The 21,252-nt window shown below is 60.4% G+C and carries 19 protein-coding genes and 1 pseudogene; 15 read left to right on the top strand and 5 right to left on the bottom strand.

Going from position 1 to position 21,252, the window contains the following annotated elements:
- Positions 1 to 122: 122 nt before the first annotated feature.
- The 10 genes and pseudogenes from gcvH to ACTAQJ_RS11900 all read left to right on the top strand — a co-directional run bounded on the left by gcvH (position 123) and on the right by ACTAQJ_RS11900 (position 12,068).
- Positions 123 to 509, top strand: a complete 387-nt coding sequence (gene gcvH / locus ACTAQJ_RS11945) for a glycine cleavage system protein GcvH (RefSeq protein WP_431118535.1) — start codon at positions 123 to 125, stop codon at positions 507 to 509.
- A gap of 451 nt (positions 510 to 960) precedes the next feature.
- On the top strand, positions 961 to 2,373 hold the full coding sequence (locus tag ACTAQJ_RS11940) for an L-serine ammonia-lyase (RefSeq protein WP_431118537.1): 1,413 nt from the start codon (positions 961 to 963) through the stop codon (positions 2,371 to 2,373).
- A gap of 38 nt (positions 2,374 to 2,411) precedes the next feature.
- On the top strand, positions 2,412 to 3,233 hold the full coding sequence (locus ACTAQJ_RS11935; RefSeq protein ID WP_431118539.1) for a DNA/RNA non-specific endonuclease: 822 nt from the start codon (positions 2,412 to 2,414) through the stop codon (positions 3,231 to 3,233).
- A gap of 247 nt (positions 3,234 to 3,480) precedes the next feature.
- Complete coding sequence (locus ACTAQJ_RS11930; protein ID WP_431118541.1) at positions 3,481 to 3,873, top strand: hypothetical protein; 393 nt, start codon at positions 3,481 to 3,483, stop codon at positions 3,871 to 3,873.
- Positions 3,874 to 3,930: 57 nt separating this feature from the next.
- Entirely contained in the window at positions 3,931 to 4,803 is an 873-nt protein-coding gene (locus tag ACTAQJ_RS11925; RefSeq protein ID WP_431118543.1) for a hypothetical protein, read from the top strand.
- Positions 4,803 to 5,942 carry a peptidoglycan-binding protein gene (locus ACTAQJ_RS11920; RefSeq protein WP_498696351.1) on the top strand — a complete coding sequence of 380 codons (1,140 nt, stop codon included), beginning with the start codon at positions 4,803 to 4,805 and terminating at the stop codon, positions 5,940 to 5,942. The genes ACTAQJ_RS11925 and ACTAQJ_RS11920 overlap by 1 nt, the downstream gene beginning before the upstream one ends.
- Positions 5,943 to 5,944: 2 nt before the next feature.
- Positions 5,945 to 7,930, top strand: a complete 1,986-nt coding sequence (locus ACTAQJ_RS11915) for an ABC transporter ATP-binding protein/permease (RefSeq protein WP_431118546.1) — start codon at positions 5,945 to 5,947, stop codon at positions 7,928 to 7,930.
- 111 nt (positions 7,931 to 8,041) lie between these two features.
- The gene (locus ACTAQJ_RS11910) at positions 8,042 to 9,130 is read left to right on the top strand and encodes a lipid II:glycine glycyltransferase FemX (protein ID WP_498696348.1); all 1,089 of its coding nucleotides are present in this window, start codon (positions 8,042 to 8,044) and stop codon (positions 9,128 to 9,130) included.
- A gap of 107 nt (positions 9,131 to 9,237) precedes the next feature.
- Positions 9,238 to 10,552: pseudogene (locus ACTAQJ_RS11905) on the top strand (peptidoglycan bridge formation glycyltransferase FemA/FemB family protein).
- 28 nt (positions 10,553 to 10,580) lie between these two features.
- A complete protein-coding gene (locus tag ACTAQJ_RS11900; protein ID WP_498696347.1) occupies positions 10,581 to 12,068 on the top strand; it encodes a threonine/serine exporter family protein in 1,488 nt (495 codons plus the stop codon).
- 6 nt (positions 12,069 to 12,074) lie between these two features.
- Here ACTAQJ_RS11900 and ACTAQJ_RS11895 read toward each other — a convergent pair whose 3' ends face one another.
- Complete coding sequence (locus tag ACTAQJ_RS11895; RefSeq protein WP_498696346.1) at positions 12,075 to 12,914, bottom strand: siderophore-interacting protein; 840 nt, start codon at positions 12,912 to 12,914, stop codon at positions 12,075 to 12,077.
- 52 nt (positions 12,915 to 12,966) lie between these two features.
- Positions 12,967 to 13,734 (bottom strand): uracil-DNA glycosylase, encoded by a 768-nt coding sequence (locus tag ACTAQJ_RS11890; protein WP_431118551.1) that lies wholly within the window; start codon positions 13,732 to 13,734, stop codon positions 12,967 to 12,969.
- Between the two features lie 108 nt (positions 13,735 to 13,842).
- On the opposite strand from ACTAQJ_RS11890, the gene ACTAQJ_RS11885 reads away from it, so the two are divergent.
- The 5 genes from ACTAQJ_RS11885 to ACTAQJ_RS11865 all read left to right on the top strand — a co-directional run bounded on the left by ACTAQJ_RS11885 (position 13,843) and on the right by ACTAQJ_RS11865 (position 18,235).
- Complete coding sequence (locus tag ACTAQJ_RS11885; protein WP_431118552.1) at positions 13,843 to 14,178, top strand: DUF3263 domain-containing protein; 336 nt, start codon at positions 13,843 to 13,845, stop codon at positions 14,176 to 14,178.
- Positions 14,179 to 14,226: 48 nt separating this feature from the next.
- Entirely contained in the window at positions 14,227 to 14,847 is a 621-nt protein-coding gene (locus ACTAQJ_RS11880; RefSeq protein ID WP_498696344.1) for a LytR C-terminal domain-containing protein, read from the top strand.
- A gap of 190 nt (positions 14,848 to 15,037) precedes the next feature.
- Entirely contained in the window at positions 15,038 to 15,241 is a 204-nt protein-coding gene (locus ACTAQJ_RS11875) for a cold-shock protein (RefSeq protein ID WP_216926027.1), read from the top strand.
- A gap of 316 nt (positions 15,242 to 15,557) precedes the next feature.
- Entirely contained in the window at positions 15,558 to 17,183 is a 1,626-nt protein-coding gene (gene groL, locus ACTAQJ_RS11870) for a chaperonin GroEL (RefSeq protein WP_498696342.1), read from the top strand.
- A gap of 194 nt (positions 17,184 to 17,377) precedes the next feature.
- A complete protein-coding gene (locus ACTAQJ_RS11865; RefSeq protein WP_498696339.1) occupies positions 17,378 to 18,235 on the top strand; it encodes an RNase H family protein in 858 nt (285 codons plus the stop codon).
- Between the two features lie 328 nt (positions 18,236 to 18,563).
- Here ACTAQJ_RS11865 and ACTAQJ_RS11860 read toward each other — a convergent pair whose 3' ends face one another.
- From ACTAQJ_RS11860 to ACTAQJ_RS11850, 3 genes are all read right to left on the bottom strand, one after another.
- On the bottom strand, positions 18,564 to 18,854 hold the full coding sequence (locus ACTAQJ_RS11860) for a WXG100 family type VII secretion target (RefSeq protein WP_498696336.1): 291 nt from the start codon (positions 18,852 to 18,854) through the stop codon (positions 18,564 to 18,566).
- Between the two features lie 171 nt (positions 18,855 to 19,025).
- Entirely contained in the window at positions 19,026 to 20,471 is a 1,446-nt protein-coding gene (locus ACTAQJ_RS11855) for a sensor histidine kinase (RefSeq protein WP_498696333.1), read from the bottom strand.
- Between the two features lie 2 nt (positions 20,472 to 20,473).
- Positions 20,474 to 21,184 (bottom strand): response regulator transcription factor, encoded by a 711-nt coding sequence (locus ACTAQJ_RS11850; RefSeq protein WP_026543233.1) that lies wholly within the window; start codon positions 21,182 to 21,184, stop codon positions 20,474 to 20,476.
- Positions 21,185 to 21,252 lie beyond the last annotated feature (68 nt).

The raw sequence follows: 21,252 nt of genomic DNA, 5'->3' as shown, positions 1-21,252 counted from the left end.
TGCGTCAAAGCGACGAAGGAGCAGCACGCGGAGGAATTCGGTGCCCCACCACCCAGCCCAGCCACACTGACAGCCCACACCAAGCGGCCACAGTTTTTGATCAACCACAGTAAGGAAACAGAATGCCCAAAGTAGCGCCCGAACTTCAGTACTCCGACGAGCACGAGTGGGTTTCCCGCGGGGAGGGGAACCTGGTGTCCGTTGGGATTTCCGAGGTTGCCACCGACGCGCTGGGCGACATCGTGTACGTTGACCTGCCCGAGGTTGGCTCCGCCGTGACTGCCGGCGAGACCTGTGGCGAGGTGGAGTCCACGAAGAGTGTTTCTGACCTCTACTCGCCGGTCACTGGTGAGGTCACTGAGATCAACGACGCCGTCGTGGGCGATCCGGCCCTGATCAACAACGACCCCTACGGCGCTGGTTGGTTGTTCAAGGTCGCCGCTGAGTCCGAAGGCCCGCTGCTTTCGGCCGAGGAGTACGCCTCCAAGAATGGCGGAGACCTGGCGTAACTGCTCGGCACGCTTTGTCAGTTGGCCCGTCGGGGCCGACGTCCTCCGCGTGCTCGGTCGCATATGCACCCGCTGAGCGGATGCGATGCTCCCTTGGACGCCCGCTGCCGGACGCCGGTCCCAAAGGGGCCAGTTTCCCCGGCGAAGGTTAGCTATTGTCAGTCCATTTCGGGGGTTCGCTGCCGGGGATGCCGTGCGCACGGCATGTTCGGCAGCGAAGCCCCGAAATGGCCGCTGGAGTCCGCGGAGGACGTTGGCTCGAAGCGCCCATACAGCGCCCACTGTGGCGTAGCGTGGGATTGTAGAACTGAATAAAATTGCGACGCCGGGTTGCCGCCTTTGGGGGCCATCCGGCGTCGTGCTTCGGTCGCCTGCCGCCATAAGTGGGGGCGGCCCTCCGGCAGGACCATCTGCCGGACCGTTTTCAAGCTTTTGTTAAGGGATCCCGACCATGGCTGTTGGTGTTTTCGATCTGTTCACTGTGGGTATTGGCCCGTCGAGTTCTCATACCGTGGGGCCTATGCGGGCTGCTGCGGTGTTCGCTGGTGAGCTCAAGGACGCCGGTGTCCTGGGCTCGGTCGCGTCGTTGCGGGTTGACTTGTATGGGTCGTTGGCCGCGACTGGCCGTGGGCACGGGACCATGACTGCGACCCTGTTGGGCCTTGAGGGTTACCACCCGGATTTGATCCTGCCCGATGAGGTGGAGGAGCGGCTCGCGTCGATCGCTGAGACAGGTGTCCTGAATCTGGCCGGTGCCTCCGGCGAAGGCGTAGAGCTGCCGTATGCGGTGGAGGATATGGTCCTGCATCCGTTGACGGTGTTGCCGCGGCATACGAACGGGATGAAGTTTGCCGTGTCTGATGCCGGGGGGAACGTGCTGCGGGAGGCGACGTTCTTTTCGGTGGGTGGCGGGTTCATCGTCCGGGAGGGTGAGGAGGACGCGGCTCGGGCGGAGTTGGAGGAGACGAAGGCGGAGTTGCCGTTGCCGTTCCGGACGGCTGCTGAGTTGCTGGGCCGGTGCTCCTCGAAGGGCCTGGGGATCAGCGAGATCATGTTCATCAACGAGCGTGCGTCCCGGTCTGAGGAGGAGATCCGGGAGGGTCTTTTGCATATCTGGTCGGTGATGGAGGCGTGTGTTGAAACCAGTCTGAAGCGTGAGGGTGTGTTGCCCGGGGGTCTGAAGGTCCGGCGTCGTGCTCCTGATTGGTTGGAGCGGTTGTTGAAGGAAGACAAGGACCGCAACGATCCGAAGTATTGGCAGGAGTGGGTGAACCTGATCGCCCTGGCTGTTAATGAGGAGAACGCTACGGGCGGGCGGGTAGTCACGGCCCCGACGAATGGTGCGGCGGGGATCATTCCGGCGGTGCTGTATTACGCGTTGAATTATGCCCCGGGGATGGACAAAGCAGCCCAGGCCGACAAGGACGATGTGGTGGTGAAGTTCCTGCTCGCTGCCGGTGCGGTGGGTGTGTTGTATAAGGAGCAGGCGTCCATTTCGGGGGCTGAGGTGGGGTGCCAGGGCGAGGTGGGTTCGGCGTCGTCGATGGCTGCTGCAGGGTTGGCTGAGGTGATGGGTGGTACGCCGGGGCAGGTGGAGAACGCGGCGGAGATCGCGATGGAGCACAATCTGGGGTTGACGTGTGATCCGATCGGGGGGTTGGTGCAGATTCCGTGTATTGAGCGGAACGCGATCGCTGCGGCGAAGGCGATCAACGCGGCGAAGATGGCGCTCTGGGGTGACGGGACGCACCGGGTGTCGCTTGATGAGGTGATCGTGACCATGCGCGAGACCGGCAAGGACATGTCCTCCAAGTACAAGGAAACCGCGATGGGCGGCCTGGCCGTGAACGTCGTCGAATGCTGACACTGTTCGCTGTCTGTCCCTAGTGCCATGCTGTATCCATGAGCGGGGGATACGACAGGGATTTTTTGCGGGCACGCCTTGAACTGCCCAGTCCGTCGGCAACGACGATTCTTTTGGATTACACGCACTTCTCCGTGCGCTTCCGGGCTGCCCGGAAGCTCGCGGCGATCGTGGGGGTCAACATCAGCGGCAGGGAACTTAGCCCGCTGGCCCGAGAAGGAACCTGGCATTTCGATAGCAGGATCCCGAAGGAGCAACAGGCGGGCCCGGACGTCTACAAAAACAACGCGTTCGATCGCGGCCATCTGGTCCGGCGCCTGGATCCCGTATGGGGAGACTCGGCGACCGCCAAGAAGGCCAATCAGGACACCTTCGCCTTTACCAATGCCGCACCTCAGGTGGACGACTTCAACCAAGGCAAGGAATTGTGGGTGGGGCTCGAGGACCACGTGCTGGGCCATGCGGACGCCTACGACGCCAAGCTCTCTGTGTTCACCGGGCCGGTACTTCTCGACGACGACCTTCCCTACAGGGGCGTACAAGTTCCGCGGAAGTTCTGGAAAATCGCCGTATGGACCAACGACGCCAAGCTTGCCGCTGCCGGCTTTGTGCTGGACCAATCGCCGTTGCTGGGCAAGGTTGAACTGAAAAGGGCGATCGACCAGCGGCTCCTTGAAGGTGAGCCACCCCCGCTTGGGCCGTTCCGGACCTTCCAAGTTCCCATTGGGCAGATCGCAGACCTGACCGGACTGAGCCTCAGCAGACTCGCCAACGCGGACCGCCTTGTCAGGGGCCAGCGGGAACTCGGCAAGGAACCGAAAGCCATCAAGTTGGAGAGCGCTGAGCAGATCCGGCTGTGAGGGCGTGGCCCCGGACGGGGACACAGGTCCCCACTTATATGTGTCGTGGCCAGGAACTTCGTGACGCCCGAAGATGACTATTTCTAATAAATCCTTAAATATTTCGGTTTTAATTGTCAGAATCATCATCGTGATTGACGTTCAGTCCTCCGCTCTGTATTTTCGGTTTTGCTGGGGGCGCCATTGTGGACCGAGTCGACAATGAACGGGTCACCAGAAATTCGCTACTAGAGAGATGACTGGTGACATGAGAAAAATTGCCAAATTTCTGGCCGCATCGGCGGTAGTAATTCCCGTTTCAATCGGTATGGGTGTGGGCTCGGCAAATGCCTGGGCTGATCAGACCTGCGCCAACGGTAAGGTCTGTTTGTTCCAGAGTTCAGTGTGGAATGGAACGAAGTACTCTAATAACTACGCGGCAACTTACGTCGGTGACGCCGCTAATGATCCGACATCAAACATTGTGGGATACACCACTAATCCTGCCTACAGGTACGTCATGTTCTATGAGCACCTGAACTTCGGCGGCAACTCCTTTTATATGAAGGAGGGGCAAGCAATCAGCTATCTGGCCGATATTGCGTACCCCGGTGGAGGCAACTGGGACAATCGCATCTCAAGTCACGACGAAGCCTACTGATTCCGCCTAACGCAAGATACAGCTATCGCACCGCATAGAAGAGTTGAGAGAGGCAAAATGGCACGGTATCCACTGAGTCTGCTCGTGTTGGTAGTTGCATTGGCCGGATGCAGCGCCAATTCGCAGCCTGGCGGAGTGGATGCCGCGTCCTTGCCATCCGTGGACCGAGCAGCATATGCCGGCGTGCATGCAAAACTGGATCCGGCTACTGCGATCATTTCCTTGCCCATGGATGCGTATGAAGCGACGCCCGACGAATCAATGGTCATAACGGCGGCCAACATGTATGTCATCGAGGATTGCATGAAAAACGCCGATGTCACCATGCCAGAGAAGCACGGCGATCTGACAGTTAAGGCCGACCAGTCGTATGGCGTTTGGGTTCCCGAGCTTGCGGCAAAGTACGGATATGACAAGCCGATCATCCGTATTGTTTCGGGCATTTACGATTCCCAGACGAGGGAATCAGCGGATGCAAACGTCAAGAAGTACTTTGAATGCGATAACGCCACGGTGTCGAGTCAGATACCCCCATTCCGCAGCAGAATCGCCGGTGAAGACTCATTGCTAACAAACATTAGCAATGACTCGAATGCATTATCTGAGCGGGATCCTGAGTGGAGGGAATCACGCGACGACTGGATTACTTGCCTCAAGCACGCCGGAATTTCAATGCGACAGGACTCGCCCGATGCCTGGGTGCCTTCATACCCTTCGGACAAGCAAGGCGAAATCAGGACAGCTGTACAAGACGCGAATTGCAAGCAGGAAACCAAGGTAATGCAACGCATCTCGGATATCCGAGCACAGTATCAATCTGCCCTGATTGCCGCCAACCAAGCCGCCATGAACAGGCTCGCCGATGATAAAACCGAGGCTCTGGCCAAAGCGAGGACGATTCTGCGGCAACATGGCAAGGGCGCCGTTTAATGCCGTTGCAGCATGACGAGGTAGTCAAGGTCGCGCGTGTTCCGCGACTCCGGCGGATCATTGGCTTCTTGGTCATAGTCATGGCAGGAATGGCAGGTTCCTTCCTTGCCGGAAGCTACATAAAGTCACCCCAGTCTGCGGCCCTCGACTCCATCAACACTCCAATCAAGGTGACCGCCACAGTGGAACGTAGGACTTTGGCGAGCACTTTGATCATCCCCGGGAGCATGACCCCGGGAACGTCGGTGGGCATCGCAGCATCAGTACCGCCAGGGACTGAACGCGCCGTCATAACGCGCATGCTGGTTGCTGTTGGCGACACGCTAAAGCCCGGGACAATCGTTGCGACGGTGTCCGGGCGCCCTCTCATTGTCATATCAACGTCCGTCCCGTTGTATCGGGACCTGAAAGATGGTGACAACGGTCAAGACGTTTCCGCCTTGCAGAATTGGCTTCAATCCATAGGGTATCGGCCCAACATGACCGGAATATTTGATAAGTCCACCCAAGAATCCGTGGCGGCTTTGTACGGTGACGTTGATCAGCCAGCACCAAAATCCGACGACAAGAAGGCCATGGTCCGGTGGAGGGAGTTTGTTCAAATTCCTGGTGATGAGGGCTCGGTGACGAGCATCGCTGCTTCAGGAGCCGTGCTGACGGACGATCTTTTGGTAGCTACAGCGCAAACCGCCCCGGACGTGGTCGTGGGACGGGCGTCTATTACCCAGGCCGAAGCTCTTACAGTTGGGCAGGCCGTCGCGCTCGAAGCCAGTGGGTACAACGCTCAGGGCGTCGTTCAGAGCATCGGGGTTTTCGACCAAGGCAATCCGGAAAAGGGGACGCTTCCCGGAATGGATATCATCGCATCTGTTCCGGACGATCCCAACAAACCAAAGCCGGGTCAGCCAGTCTCTGTCAGCGTGAAGGAGCCGGTCCAGGAGACCTTGGCAGTTCCCCTGACCGCGATCAAACAGGACGACATCGGGACGTACGTGATTGTGCCAAGTTCGAAAAAGGACACTGGTGAGGGTGCATCGGCGGAAAGAATCGACGTGACGGTGACAGGGCAGCGCGATGGCTGGGCTGCTTTGGCCGAGACTTCGAAGCTGGAGCCTGGAACCACGGTCGACGTATCGTGAACATGCCTGCGCCAACGCCCGGCAGGATTCCCCTGCTCCGGTTGGAAGGCATCGGGCGCTCCTATGGAGGAGCCGATGTGCCTACGGCGGCCCTTCAAGACGTCAATCTTGAGATCTGTGAGGGTGAATTCGTTGCGATCATTGGTCCCTCAGGATCCGGCAAATCAACGCTACTGAACATTCTTGGGCTGTTGGACCGTGCATCAGAAGGCACGTACTCGATCAACGGTGCAGACGTATCACAGATGGCCGAGAAGCAGCGTGACTGGTTGCGATCGCGGATGTTTGGGTTTGTCTTCCAAGCCTCGCATGTGATCTTGGATGAATCGTCCGCACGGAACGCAGCGCTCGGCCTTCGCGTGCAAGGTGTCCGTCACGTGGAACGGGAGCTGGAAGTAACGCAGGCCCTGCTGCGCGTTGGGTTGCTGCACAGGACAGGCGTGCTCGGCAAGAACCTCTCTGGAGGGGAGAGGCAACGTCTTGCGTTGGCTCGTGCTCTCGCGACCAAGCCCAGGATCCTGTTCGCAGACGAACCCACAGGCAACCTGGACAGTGTCAATACACAGAGTGTCATCGCGGATCTCAAGGTATTGAATCGAACCGGCGTGACAGTCGTTGTCATTACGCATGATCCGATCGTCGCCGCCGCAGCAGACCGCCAGATCGTCATCGACGACGGACGACTGGAAAAGCCCGACGCGCCGGGTTCCCCTGCCTCAACAGCTGTTCATGAGCCTATGGCTGGACGCCCGGATCCAACTGACGTTCTCTCCCCGGCCCCCCTGTGGAGACGGCTCAATCTATTGATGGATGACGTCTATGATGCATTGGCATCCCTTACCTCCAGGGCAGGCAAGGCATTGTTGCTCATTCTGGCGTTTATGCTGGGATCGGGCGGACTGGTTGCCTCAGTAGGCCTTAGCCAAAGTGCCTCCGCGCAGGTTTCCGAGCGCTTGGCCGAAGCAGCGTTGGATGAAGTGCAAGCCTCAAGAAGCCCATCTGGGGTCCAACCCGCGAACGCTGACATCGCGGCCTTGCGAGGTCAGAAGGGGAAAATAGAGGATCTTCGCGGAGTCGTCGCGGTTGGTTTGCGCGTGGAGTTGGCGACTTCTGAATTTCGCCCCACACGCTTTCAGCCAAATAGGGGAATCCAAGAGGATGACTTCACAGGGTCACTCTTGGCCGTGGACTCGACCTTCCTCGACATTAGCCAGGCCGTAGTTGAGCCTGCCTCGGCGTTATCTCTTCTGGACGAGTCGTTTGGGAAGCCGGTGGCAATAGTGGGACAAGATACGGCCGTCCGTTTAGGGATTCCTTCTGCGGGTCCGGGCCAGAAAATTTGGATCAGTGGGCAATCCGTTCCAGTGGTGGGCATACTGCGCCAAGCCGGAAGGAACCCGGTTCTTGCAGACAGCATCATCCTGGGGATCAGCGCCTACCCATCCGCTGCCTCTGACAACCCTGTATTTGTGGTCCGCACCCTGCCTGGGTTTCCAGCACCACTGGCCGACGTGATTCCTTTGGCCCTCGACGCAGCTCATCCCGAGCACTTCACCGTCAACACGGTGGCAGACCTTCGTTCACTCCGCAAGGGAGTCAACAATGACCTGGGAGTGTTGATCAGTGTCATCTCGTGGGTGTTGCTGGCACTCGCCTGTCTTAGCGCTGCTACGTCGATGTATCTGACTGTGCAAACGCGAAGATCGGAGATTGCTCTCCGGAGAGCCCTCGGTACGAGTCGCTTCAGCATTGGCCGGATGTTTATCTTTGAGGGCTTGCTTGTGGGATTGGGCGGGGGACTGGCCGGGGGAGCGGTCGGAGTGCTGGGAGTTCTGGCCTTTTGCCTGAGCCAAGAGTGGACACCGGTGCTGGGGCCTGAACCAGTGTGGACCGGAGTTGCCGCTGGCGCTGCTACTGGTGTTCTTTCTGCGTTGTATCCAGCCATTGCGGCGTCCAAAGCGGATCCGGCTCAGGCTATTCGCGCGTAGTTCGGGCGGGCAACTCACGGAGAATCGGCCTATTTATGTACGCCCGATAGACTTGAGGCTGCATGTCCGCATGCGCACCCAGCTTTTGAACACTGCACCAAACCCCTGAGATTGGACACGGCCACCTTGCGAGAATTTACCGCCCGCTTTGCCACCGCCGAGGAAATCGATAACTGGGACAAGCACGTCACAGCCAACCCCAATGGCGGCAACATGCTGCAGTCGGACGCCTATGCGGCAGTCAAGGATGGCAACGGTTGGTTGGTCCGCCGCCTGGTTCTGGAGACCTCCGAATATTCCAGCTACAACCTGCTCCTTGAGAAGAGGTTCCCCGTCCTTGGCCGGCTGTGGTATCTCATCAAGGGGCCTGACGCTGCCGCAGTGGAAGACATCAAACCGATGCTCACCGCCGTCGCCAATCTGGCGAAGGAGCAGAAGATGAATGTCTTCACCATCAAGATCGAGCCGGACGTCGTGGCATCCAGTGAGGCGACGGCTCAGCTCTCAGCCGCCGGGCTGGTCAAAGCCCCCAACATCCAGTCAAACGACTCAACAGCGCTGCTGGACATTTCGGCCCCCGCCAATGAAGTGCTGCGGAGTATTTCATCGCGGGCCCGCAACGCCGTCCGCAGGGCAGAACGTGAAGGATGCGAAGTTCTCCCAGCCGAGCCTGGCGAGGAGACGTACCGCAAGCTCTACGCACTGATGCAAGACACAGTAAACGCCAAGGGTGCCATGCCGTTGCGGAGCTACGAGTACTACTCCCGTTTCTGGCACGAATTCTGCAGCCGAGGCCAGGGACACTTCTTCTTTGTCTACGAGGACGGCGCACCCAGCGTCGGTGCTTTCGTTATCAACTATGGCTCCAAGGCAACCTACAAGGATGGCGGCTCCACGCAGAACCGCAAGCAATACGGTGACTCGCATTTGGTCCAGTGGGCTGCTATCCAGCGGATGCAGGATCTGGGCTGCGTTGAGTACGATTTCTGCGGCACGCCGCCTGCCGGCCGGATCAAAGACAAGACCCATCCTCTGTTCGGAATGGGTTTGTTCAAAACGAGTTTCACCAAGACCGTTACGGACTTCGTAGGCTGCTACGACCACGTCCTCGGACCAATCCGCCATAAACTCTGGCTCAAGGGTGGAGAGCGCGTCTTCCGCCGGCTGGAAACCATGCGCACCGGCGGACAGTTCTACTGAGAAAACCGGCACAACTCAACACACTTCAGGCCCGCCCCGGCCACCAACGGGCGCAAATCTATCTAGGTGAGGTAATTTCTTTGACTCCGATTGAGGCTGGAACCGGCATGGAATTCGTGATTCTCAGTGACGCTGATTTCGAGACATTCGCCAAGGGACACCCGCAAGGCAGCTTCATCCAATCCGTGGACCTGGCGCGTTTCCAGCGTGCCCGCGGCCAGGAAGTGGAGCTCTTTGGCGTGACCCGCGGTGGCAGCCTGATCGCCGCCGGAAAGCTCGTCTACACCGCCAACCGCTTTGGCTACAAGGTCTGCGACTGCGCAAAGGGACCACTGATGGACTACAGCGACGCCGAAGCGGTGCGGTTCGTCGTCGAGCAGTTGAAAAAGCATGCGGCCTCCAAGAAGGCCGCAGAACTGCGGATCTCACCGAACGTCAGGTACATCGCCCGCGACGAGGACGGCGCCGAGCACCCGGAGGTTGAGGACAACCGTCCGCTGCTGAAGGAGCTGGCAGGGTTGGGCTTCAAGCACCAGGGCTTTGACATGAATTTCGCCAACATCAACTGGATGTTCGTCAAGAAGCTGGACGGGATCGCCGATTCCGAAGAGCTCATCATGGGAATGAACTACCGCACGCGCAAGGCCATTCGGAAGGCCGAAAAGAACGGCGTCTACCTGGAGCAGGCCACGCTGGAAACGCTGGACGACTTCTACAACGCGCTGAGCACTGCCGGCGACGAAAAGGGCTTCACGTACCGCGAGCGTGAATACTACGAGCAACTGCTCCGCAATACCTCGGATGAGTTCACCAAGCTCATGATGGCCAAGATCAACATCCCCGAATACCGGGCCTCCATCACTGAGCGCCTGGATGCCGAAGCCAAAACTCTCGCGGACCTGAACCGCGACGTCGAGGAAACAGGGAGCAAGAAGAAGGCCAACCGCATCAAGGTGGTCCAGGACCTCGTGGACAGCTACGAGAGAAGCCTTTAAGGATATTGAACGCTTCCCCGACTCGGTTGGCGTGGCTACGGTTGCGGCGATCCACTTCGCTTGCTCCGGCGATGAAATCGTGTGCGTGATCGGCGGCACTGTCCAGGACTACATCTACTTCAACGGGGCAACTTCGCTGTACTGGGGCATGATGCTGCACGCGCTCAACAATGGCTACTCGCGCTACAACTTCTATGGCACGTTCGGCATTCAGGGCCAGGACGAAACCGGTCATGGCGGCTACGAATTCAAGAAGGGCTTCGGCGGCGAAGTGGTCCAGCTGGTGGGCGACTTCGTGACGCCGGTGAATCTGCCGGTCTTCACCGCTTACCAGGCGGTCAGGAAGCTTGCAGCTGCCGCCAAGACAGTACTGGCAAAATTGCCGGAGCCCCGAAATCTGCTGAGGAAATTCCGGGGGAAGAACTAATCAACGAAGCCAAAGGGAGGAACACTGCGTGACTGAACGCCCTGAGGGCTCCGGCGGCAGGCCTCACACTGACGGCTTGCCCAAGACCCAGCCGATGCGGCCATCGCAAATCCGGCAGAACGCCAATGCCAAACGCATGCTGATGCGCTTGGTGCAAGGCGACAGCCCGCCCACTGCCCCCATGAACATCGTGGACCGGCTCGCGGGCAGTCCCTACGCCAACCCAACTATCCAGGTGGTCGGCGTCGACGCCTCAGCGCGTAAGACGATCGATTTTGCCCTGCATCTGGCCGAAGTCATGTTCCGCTACGGCGCGGGCGCCCTTGAAGTTGAGACCAGCATGATTGCCGTGACCGCCGCCCTTGGCTTGAAGAACGTTGAAGTAGACATCACCAACCAGTCGGTGGCCATCAACTATGCGCCGAAGGACCAGACGCCCATCACGTTGTTGCGGGTGGTGCGCTCGTGGACCAATAACTACGCCGGTCTTGCCCAGGTGCATCAACTGGTCACGGACATTGTTGCCGGGGGAGTTGGCCGCGACGAAGCAGTCCGTCGATTGAATGACATCGTCCGCAGCGCCAAGCCCTTCCCTCGCTGGATGGTCACGGTTGCTTTCGCTGTTTTCGCCGCGGTGTTCGTGGGCGTCCTGGGTGGTGGTCCGGGCGCATCCGCCCTCGCCTTTGCCTCCAACCTGCTGATCAGCCTGGTTGCGCGGCAGCTTCACCGCTGGCGCACCCCGGACTTCTTCATCACGATGTCGTGCTCGTTCCTCGTCACGTTTATCGCCCTCATGCTGCGTTGGGCGGGTGCGGACATCGCCCCGTCCATCGTGGTTGCGGGCGGGATCCTGTTGTTGCTTCCAACAGGCAGGCTTGTGTCCTCCGTGCAAGACGCCATCAACGGCTTCCCCGTCACAGCCGCCGGACGGTTCCTCTCCACGTTGCTCACCTTCGGCGCGATCGTCGCTGGCATCGCCGTCGCCGTCGTGGTCGGGACCCTCATGGGCAGCGAAGTCCTGGACGTCACCAAAACATTCCCGGATGCGTATCCTTTGTGGGGCCAAGCCATTCTGATCGCGATTGCGGTAGTGGCTATCGGCGTCACCGAACAGACGCAGATGCGTTTGTTACTCCCGACGGCGGCAGTCGGCTTGGTTGGCTTCTTCGTCTTGTGGGGTGCCACCACCGCCGGGTTTGGCGACCGCTTGTCGCCGGCAGTTTCGGCTGTGGCCATCGGCCTGCTGGCTCGGGTAGTGGCGCTCAAACTTGGCGCTCCCCAACTTGTAGTGGCTGTTCCGGCCGCGCTCATTCTGCTGCCCGGCCTGACTATATTCCGTTCAATGTATGTATTGACCATTGAGGAAGCGGACATACTTCAGGGTGCCGGGGGGATGCTGAATGCAGGCGCGATCGTCCTGGGAGTCGCAGCAGGAATCGTCCTCGGCGACAACCTGGCGAGGCCGCTCACGAAGGGCCTATCCAGCAACGAGCGCCGCAGGGTACGGCGCCGCTAAATCTGACTAGATCTGTCCTACGGGGAGCTTCTTCTCGGCCTGGAAAACTTCCTCTACCCGGCCCTGGGCCCAGTAGCCGGAGAGCGAAACCTGAGAACGCTCCAGGCCGCGCTGGGAGAAGAAGATCTGCCGCAGGCCCTTCATATAGCCCCTTTCGCCATGCGCAAAGACATCAACGCGCCCGGGCAGCCACTGCATTTCGCGAAGTGCGTCAAGCAGCAGTTCGCTTGATCCGGCCGGCGCCCCGTTGCGCTGCTGCCAGTGGAGTTCCAGGCCGGCAGGAGCAGAGATAGGCAGGATGTCCTCGGCGCTGTCCACCTCGAGGAACGCGTATCCGCGGGCTTCCGGGGCGAGAGTCTCTATGCAGGCTGCGATGGCTGGAATCGCGGCGTCATCGCCGGCGAAGAGGTGCCAATCGGCGTCGGGCGCGGGATTGTAGGCGCCGCCGGGGCCGGTAAAAATCAGCGAGGCCCCAGGTTCCGCTGCCGCTGCCCAAGGCCCTGCCAGACCCTCGTCGCCATGGACTACGAAGTCAATCGCCAGTTCCCGTTCTTCAAGGTTCACCCAGCGGATGGTGTACGTCCGGGTGTGCGGCCATTGCTCACGCGGCATCGTCTCGCGGATGGCCCACAGGTCCAGCGGAAGTTGGTAATCAACGCCGGGCTGCGGAAAAACGATCTTGACGTACCGGTCCACGTATTCGTTGTTCGCATAGTCGCTGAACCCTGGGCCGCCGGCGACGATCCGCACCATATGAGGTGAGAGCCATTCTTTGCGCAGGACGGTCAGGTTAACCTGCGGGCGCGTGTTCCGGGTGGCGGACGAGGTGACGGGGAGAGCAGCCATGTAGGCAAGCCTAAGCTAATTCGTTGGGTACCACCTGGGTATGAGTCGAAGGTTACAAGATGGGTAGTTCCCAATTGACGGGCTCTGCGCCCTGCGCCGACAACAGTTGGTTGGTTCGGCTGAACGGCTTGGAACCAAAGAACCCACGGGATGCCGAGAGGGGACTGGGGTGCACCGAAGTGATTGCCGGTGTGCCATCCAGCAGCGGCATGACCGCTTCGGCGTCCTTCCCCCACAGAATCGCTACCAGGGGACTCCGGTGCCCTGCACCGTCCGTGCGATGCGCAACCGCACTGACGGCCGCCGTCGTGATTGCCTCCCAGCCTTTGCCGCGGTGTGAGCCGGCGTTTCCTGCTGCGACACTAAGGACCCTGTTCAGCAGGAGGACGCCTTGGTCCGTCCATGCTGTGAGGTCGCCATGGATGCGCGGCGGGAGCCCGAGGTCGTCGTGGAGTTCACGATAGATATTTGCCAGGCTTCGGGGGATCGGCCTCGTGTGCCGCGAGACGGCAAAGGAAAGCCCGACGGCGTGTCCCGGGGTTGGGTACGGATCCTGGCCAAGGATGAGTACTTTGACGTCAGCCAGTGGTCGGCGGAAGGCCCGGAGGAGGTTCGTAGCTGCAGGAAGGACGTGGATCCCTTGGGCAGCCTGACCCGCAACAAAGGCCAAAGCTTCACGGAGTTGGCCTTCCACGGGTCGCAACGCGTCCGCCCAGTCCGCGGCCATCAGCTCTTCCAAGGGTTGGTCAACAAGCTCGTCGAAGCCCCGATCGGCAACGCCGGCGGGTTCCAGGTCAAACAGTGCATCCTCACCAGTCACCCTGTCATTGTCTCCTCCATGGCATCGGCGGTGCGAATGACAGCGTTGTTATTCGCCCGTAACATGGGGGTAGGACATTTTCCCCCAACCAGCGTCAAGGAGTGTGCCGTGGCAGAACCAGCACCGGAACCAATGGCGCCGCAGTCTACCGGTTTGGCACTTGAAGACCTGGCGGCCGAAACCCGCAAAGACTCACCTTTAAGTGACCGTGATCAGCAAATGTTGGCCTTGGAACGGCAATGGTGGAAGTACGCGGGCGCCAAGGAACAGGCGATCCGTGAGCTCTTCAATCTCTCCGCCACGCACTATTACCAGATCCTGAACGCACTTATCGATACCGAAGATGCGTTGGCCCACGATCCCATGCTTGTGAAGAGATTGCGTAGACTACGTACGTCGCGCCAACGTGCGCGGACAGCGCGCCGTTTGGGGTCCGACGCGTAAATCGCCCGGCTGATAGTCAGCAGCAACCAGCAAGGACAAGGCTTCACCATGACCAAATTTGCCAAGGATGAATTCGACCGGGTCCCACAGAACAGCTCCCGGCAGGGGGTGCACCGTGACGCCCAAGAGACAGTCCGCCCCAATCTGTGGCCGGTCTTGACCGTAGGAGCCGTAGCCCTGGTGCTGGGACTCGTCGCTTTCCTGATACTTCCGCGGCTTGGCCTGGTGGCCCCCGGTGCGTCCACGAGCGTTTCGACGCCGGCGCCCCAGCAGAGCGAAACCTCCCCCTCTGCTGCAGCTACCGAATCAAGCAACGCCCCCATCGCTTCCGGTGAACCGAGCCCGGGGACCACACCTTCGGGCGAACCTTCCGCAACTCCTTCTTCAGCGCCCGTGGACAAGACCGTTGCTGTTGCCGTCTACAACGGCACGGGTACGGCTGGCCTCGCCAGCCGTGTGGCAGGGCTGGTCCAAGGCGATGGCTGGACGCTGGGAACTGTGGGGAACTGGGGTGGCCTGCCGCAGCAGTCGTCCGTGGTCTTCTACAACGTTCCCGGGCAGAAGACGAACGCAGAAGCGCTGGGCAAGCTCCTCGGTATCAGCGCGGTAATTGAATCTCCTGAAATACAGCAGCCACTGGTTGTTGTTGTGGGACCTGGCTACCAGTAATTTCGCTGAATTTCGGCAGTTTTTCAGTAGGTTTCAGCCCCGAAAGCCGCAACTCGGTTAAGCCTCAATAACAAAAGTCATGGTGGGCCCCTCGGCAGCAGCGCGCGGATAGTGACTGTGGTTACAGTGGATTGATTCCGGTCCGGAGATCCCGGCAACCGGTCTTGGCTACTGTGAAAGTGTGGGCATCATGGCTTTGGGAACCGTCAAATGGTTCAATGCCGAAAAAGGGTACGGCTTCATCACTGTGGATGACTCCGGCGACGACGTCTTCGTGCACTGGTCCGCTATTCAGATGGAAGGCTTCCGTGCCCTCGAGGAAGGCCAGCGGGTGGAGTTCGAATTAGGCGAAGGCCAGAAGGGTCCGCAGGCGGAAAGCGTCCGCGTTGCATAGTCCTTATCCCGGTCGCGTCAGCTAACGGCTGAAACCCCTTTGTTTATAGCGCAAAGTGGCGCTTCTGCTTTGCACTCTCCCCGGTCGAGTTGCCTAATTATTGATTTAGCACTCCTACGCTTCGACTGCTAACTGCGGCCCGGTTTACGCCGGGGGCGGATGGCTCTCGGAACGCCAGGAGGATCAAGAAACACCTTGGTGGGGTGAGGTCCGGAGCGCGGGGCATACAGAGGCCGCAAGCAAAGGATCGTCCGTCGCGGGCACCCCATCTGACAGGTTCCTTCTTAACGACTGTCCCGAAAGGACTACCGCCGTTATGGCCAAGATCATTGCATTTGATGAAGAGGCACGCCGCGGCCTCGAGCGGGGCCTGAACATCCTCGCCGACGCCGTCAAGGTCACCCTCGGCCCGCGTGGACGCAACGTCGTCCTCGAAAAGAAGTGGGGCGCCCCCACGATCACCAACGATGGTGTTTCCATCGCCAAGGAGATCGAGCTGGACGACCCTTACGAGAAGATCGGCGCTGAGCTGGTCAAGGAAGTTGCCAAGAAGACGGATGACGTCGCTGGCGACGGTACCGCCACCGCTACGGTTCTCGCCCAGGCACTGGTCAAGGAAGGCCTGCGCAACGTTGCCGCCGGCGCCGACCCCCTGTCCCTGAAGCGCGGTATCGAGAAGGCTGTTGAGGCAGTCATCAAAGAACTGCTCGCCTCTGCCAAGGAAATCGAAACCAAGGAAGAGATCGCAGCCACGGCTTCCATCTCCGCCGGTGACCCGGAAATCGGCAGCCTGATCGCCGAAGCCCTGGACAAGGTGGGCAAGGAAGGCGTCATCACGGTCGAGGAGTCCAACACCTTCGGCCTGGAGCTCGAACTCACCGAAGGCATGCGCTTCGACAAGGGTTACATCTCCGCTTACTTCGTCACCGACGCTGAGCGCCAGGAAACGGTCCTCGAAGACCCGTACATCCTGATCGTGAACTCCAAGATCTCCAACGTGAAGGAACTCGTCACGGTTCTGGAGAAGGTCATGCAGTCCAACAAGCCGCTGCTGATCATCGCTGAAGACATCGAGGGCGAGGCCCTGGCCACCCTGATCGTCAACAAGATCCGTGGCACCTTCAAGTCTGTAGCCGTCAAGGCTCCGGGCTTCGGTGACCGCCGCAAGGCACAGCTCGCCGACATCGCCATCCTCACCGGTGGCCAGGTCATCTCGGAAGAAGTTGGCCTCAAGCTGGAGAACGCTGGCCTGGAACTCCTCGGAACCGCCCGCAAGGTTGTTGTTACCAAGGACGAGACCACCATCGTTGAAGGTGCCGGCGACGCCGAGCAGATCGCGGGCCGTGTTGCCCAGATCCGCGCCGAGATCGAGAACTCCGATTCCGACTACGACCGCGAGAAGCTGCAGGAACGCCTGGCCAAGCTGGCCGGCGGCGTTGCAGTCATCAAGGCCGGTGCCGCAACCGAAGTTGAGCTCAAGGAACGCAAGCACCGCATTGAGGACGCAGTCCGCAACGCCAAGGCTGCTGTTGAAGAAGGCATCGTAGCCGGTGGTGGCGTTGCCCTCATCCAGGCTGGTGCCAAGGCATTCGCCAACCTGAACCTGCAGGGTGACGAAGCAACCGGCGCCAACATCGTCAAGGTTGCCATCGACGCTCCGCTGAAGCAGATCGCCTTCAACGCTGGCCTCGAGCCGGGCGTTGTTGCCGACAAGGTTCGCGGCCTGCCTTCCGGCCACGGCCTGAACGCTGCCACGGGTGTCTACGAAGACCTGCTGGCTGCCGGCGTCAACGACCCCGTAAAGGTCACCCGCTCCGCTCTCCAGAACGCTGCTTCCATCGCTGGTCTCTTCCTGACCACCGAAGCTGTAGTTGCCGACAAGCCTGAGAAGAACGCTCCGGCTGCCGGCGGCGACGACATGGGCGGCATGGGCGGCTTCTAAGCCTCCTAAGCTGTAGCGTCACGCTTCAGAGCAAACGACGGCGGTCCTCACCATTTGGTGGGGGCCGCCGTCTTGCTGTGCCGCCCATGTGAGTAGCAGATCAGGCCGTTCTGAGTGCTCAGAACGACATGTGCTGGTACTTACTGGGTGCTGGCACGCTTTCAGTGTCTGTGTGGTCTGGCAGGATTGAAGGCATGACGATTATTGCTGCCGCCGATGGCTCTGCTCTCGGCAATCCTGGGCCGGCCGGTTGGGCCTGGTATGTTGACGACTCCTGTTGGCGCGCAGGAGGTTGGCCCCACGGCACCAACAACATGGGCGAGCTCATGGCTGTCCTGGACCTGTTCCGCTCCACTGCCCACGTACCGCAAGAAGAACTGCTGATCCTTTGCGACAGCCAGTACGTCATCAACTGCATCACTAAGTGGATGCCCGGGTGGAAGCGGAAGGGCTGGCGCAAGGCTGACGGAAAGCCCGTCCTGAACGTTGACCTCCTCAAAGACATCGACCAAGCAATCGTGGGGCGCAAATACACTTTTGAATGGGTCAAGGGGCACGCCGGCCACGACCTCAACGAGGCAGCGGACGAGCGCGCACGCGCCGTAGCCACCGCCTTTCAGCAGGGGACAGCAGCTCCAAGCGGGCCGGGGTTTACGGGCTCAGGCCTGGGCTTGGCCGTGCCGGTTCCTGCTACCGCGGGCACCGGCAGCATTACGAGTACCCGCCCAGTTCCCACAACCGCCTCAGTTCCCACCACCGCTTCAGTTCCCCCGGCCAGAGCCGGGCGCAGCTTCCAATCCCATTCCGAGCCCACGTTGTTTGGGGAGTCGGGTATCTTCGGTCAACCGGATCTTTTCAGTGAATTGGACGAGGAGGCATCCGCTCAGGAATTGCCCGCAGAGGAAATCGTGGTTGCCTTGGAGCGCGAGCTCCTGCGCCCCGATGTGCGCAGTGACATCGGCAGGATTGGAGTATTGCTTCATCCCGACTTTGCCGAGATTGGCAGCTCCGGCCGGTTTTCGGACCCGGGACGCCATGATGGTGGCCCTTGAGGAGGACCCTGGCGAACCGATTGAGCTGGAAGTTCTTAGTGCCGATCGCCTGAGTGAGAACACTATCCTGCTGAACTACCGCAGTTTCGCGCATTCAGGTTCGGCCCTCCGCAGTTCCGTTTGGCTTCTGGACCGAGGCCAGTGGCGGCTCCGATTCCACCAGGGCACCCCCGAAAACTGACCCAACTGGAAGCACAACGCAGGAAGCAACGGGCTTTGATGACCTGCGGGGCGGCTGCACAGGGGGAAGACAGCCGGCCCCGCAGGAGCTTATGTGAAGCAGTCGTAGGTAGCTGGACCTCTGGCGTTCTTGTGGAGCATGGACTCCCTAGTAGGCGAACCGCTGGGTGTTGCCCTGCTCCACTTCGAGGTAGCTTGCTGCGGCCGAGGCTAAAGCCATGTTGATGGAAGCCAGTGATGCCTCGACTTTGTTTTGCGTCAGGGACCATTCAAGGACAAGCGACTGGAAGTTGGTGGCGGCTGAGCCTCTCCAGGTGGCTTGAAGCTCATCCAGTCCTTGTTTCATGGCTTGCACGTCCGTGCTGATGCGATCAACGGTTGCTTTGACGTTGGACGACTTGAGCTGAAGTAGCTCTGTGTCGACGGAAATGACGCTCATGTGTGATGCCTTTCGACGATGATGTTCCGCGGGTCGCGGCGGTGTGCGTGGCCACAACATCGAGCCTAGGCAGCCGCCTCCCGCCGGGGAACAACCATTCGTCGCTATGTGGATAACAGCTCCGTTGACCAGCCCTCAGATGGATAACGCCGGCCATCGGGGACACCAGCGTTACTTGGATATCAACTCAGCGGGCTCCTCGCGGAACGGGAGGCTGACCACCAAAGTTGCGCCGCCGCCGTCGGTCTCTTTCGCCCGGACGCTGCCCCCATGCGAGCCAACGATGGCAGCCACAATGGCCAGTCCGAGGCCACTGCCGCCGGTCTCGCGGGTGCGGGAGGTATCGGCACGATAGAAGCGTTCAAAGATCTTGTTGGTCTCAGCCTCAGGAATGCCGGCGCCGTGATCCCGTATTTCGATGACCGAAAACGCGCCTTCAGGACTGGTCCGAACACCAACTGCGAGTTCTATGGGGGTGCCCTCTGGCGTGTAGCGCAAGGCGTTGCCCACCAGGTTACCGATAACCTGCCGGAGCTTGGCCTCATCCCCCTGGACCGGGGCTGGGGTGGGCGATGATCCGTCGAGCCCGATGAGCGTGATGTTCCGGTTGCCGGATGAGGCTTTGGTATCTACCACGGCGTCGTGCGCCAACAACTGAAGGTCCACCGGCTTGAGCTGCAACGGCCGCTGCTCGTCCAGCCGGGCCAAGAGGAGCAGGTCCTCCACCATAGAACCCATCCGCTTGGCTTCGCTTTCGATTCTGCCCATGGCTGTGGCGACGTCTTCGGGGGTAGCCAGCGCGCCGTGGCGGTAAAGCTCGGAGAAACCCCGAATGGTGACCAAGGGAGTCCGGAGTTCGTGGGAAGCATCCGCAGCGAAGCGGCGCATTCGGGCTTCAGAAGCGGCGCGCGCCGCAAAGGATGCCTCAATGTGGGCCAACATTGCGTTCAGCGAAGCGCCAAGCCGCCCCACCTCTGTATGGGGGTTGTCGATTTCCACGCGTCGGGAGAGGTCCCCTGCGGCAATGGCTGCTGCTGTCTTCTCCACCCGGGCCAGAGGCCTGAAGGATCGTGCCACAGTCCATGTAGCGATGAAGAACGCCAAGACCAGGGTCAGCAGGCCAACGCCCACCACCACCAGTACGGCGTGTTCCATGACTTTGTCCACGGGCGTCAGCGGCAGGCCGATAATCACCACGCCGTTCTGCCCGTTGGCCACGACGCCGACGGCGACGACACGCCAGTTGCTACCGGCGGTGCCACTGACTTGGAATGGGGCATTGCCACGTGCCTTGGCCTCGGCAGGAGTGATGTTCGCGATCGCCGGACGGTCGCCTTGCATGCCGCCGAAGGGGTACGGCGAAAGCCCCGGAACGTACAGGGTCAGCGAGTAGTCCGTGGGTACCGCAGGGTTCGGCTCGGACAGCTTGTCGAATGACTGCTGGTCCTGGGCCAGTGCGACGGCGGCCTTGAGTTTGTCGTCCACCTGGCCTTGCAGGTAGCTCTTGACGAGCGTCAGCGTGCCGGCGCCCGTCGCGGCCAGCGCGAGGAGGAGCAGTCCCATGATGATGGCGACGAGCTGCGACCTCAGGGACGCCGATTTCCAGCGTTGCAGCAAGGTCAGCGCTTCTCTGCCGTTCGCAGCACGTAGCCCACTCCGCGCTTGGTTTGGATCAGGGCTGCGGCATCGGGGTCGATGTCCACCTTGCGGCGTAGATAGGAGATGTACGACTCAACGATGGAGGCGTCGCCGTTGAAGTCGTATTCCCACACGTGGTCCAGGATCTGTGCCTTGGAGAGAACGCGGTTGGGGTTCAGCATGAGGTAGCGCAGGAGCTTGAACTCGGTGGGGGACAGCTCAATGACCGTGCCGCCGCGTCGGACCTCATGGGCGTCGTCGTCGAGTTCGAGGTCGTCCACCCGGATCACGGCATCGTCATCCTCAAGGGGCTGCGTCCGGCGCAGTACGGCGCGGATGCGGGCCACTACTTCGTCGAGGCTGAACGGCTTGGTGACGTAGTCGTCGCCACCCACGGTGAGGCCAGTGACCTTGTCCTCGGTGTCGTCCTTCGCCGTGAGAAACAGGACGGGGAAATGCTTGCCAGCGGCCCGGAGGCGGCGCGTCACTGTGAAGCCGTCCATGTCCGGCAGCATGACGTCCAGGACTGCGAGGTCGGGTGCATGAAGGTCCGCGGCAGCCAGGGCTTCGCGACCGTTGGATGCGGCAACGACCTCGAAACCTGCAAACCGCAGGGACGTGGAGAGCAGCTCGCGGATGTTGGGTTCGTCGTCGACGACAAGGAGCTTGGCTTCGGGGCCGTTCTTTTTCATGACACCCATGATGCTCCCAGTTTCTGTGAGTTATCTGGATGCTTGATGTGAGGAGACTGCGTGCCGCC

This window comes from Arthrobacter sp. alpha11c (genome assembly GCF_054149985.1).
The sequence above is the reverse complement of the archived record's forward strand: the minus strand, read 5'-3'. Positions and strand labels throughout refer to the sequence as shown.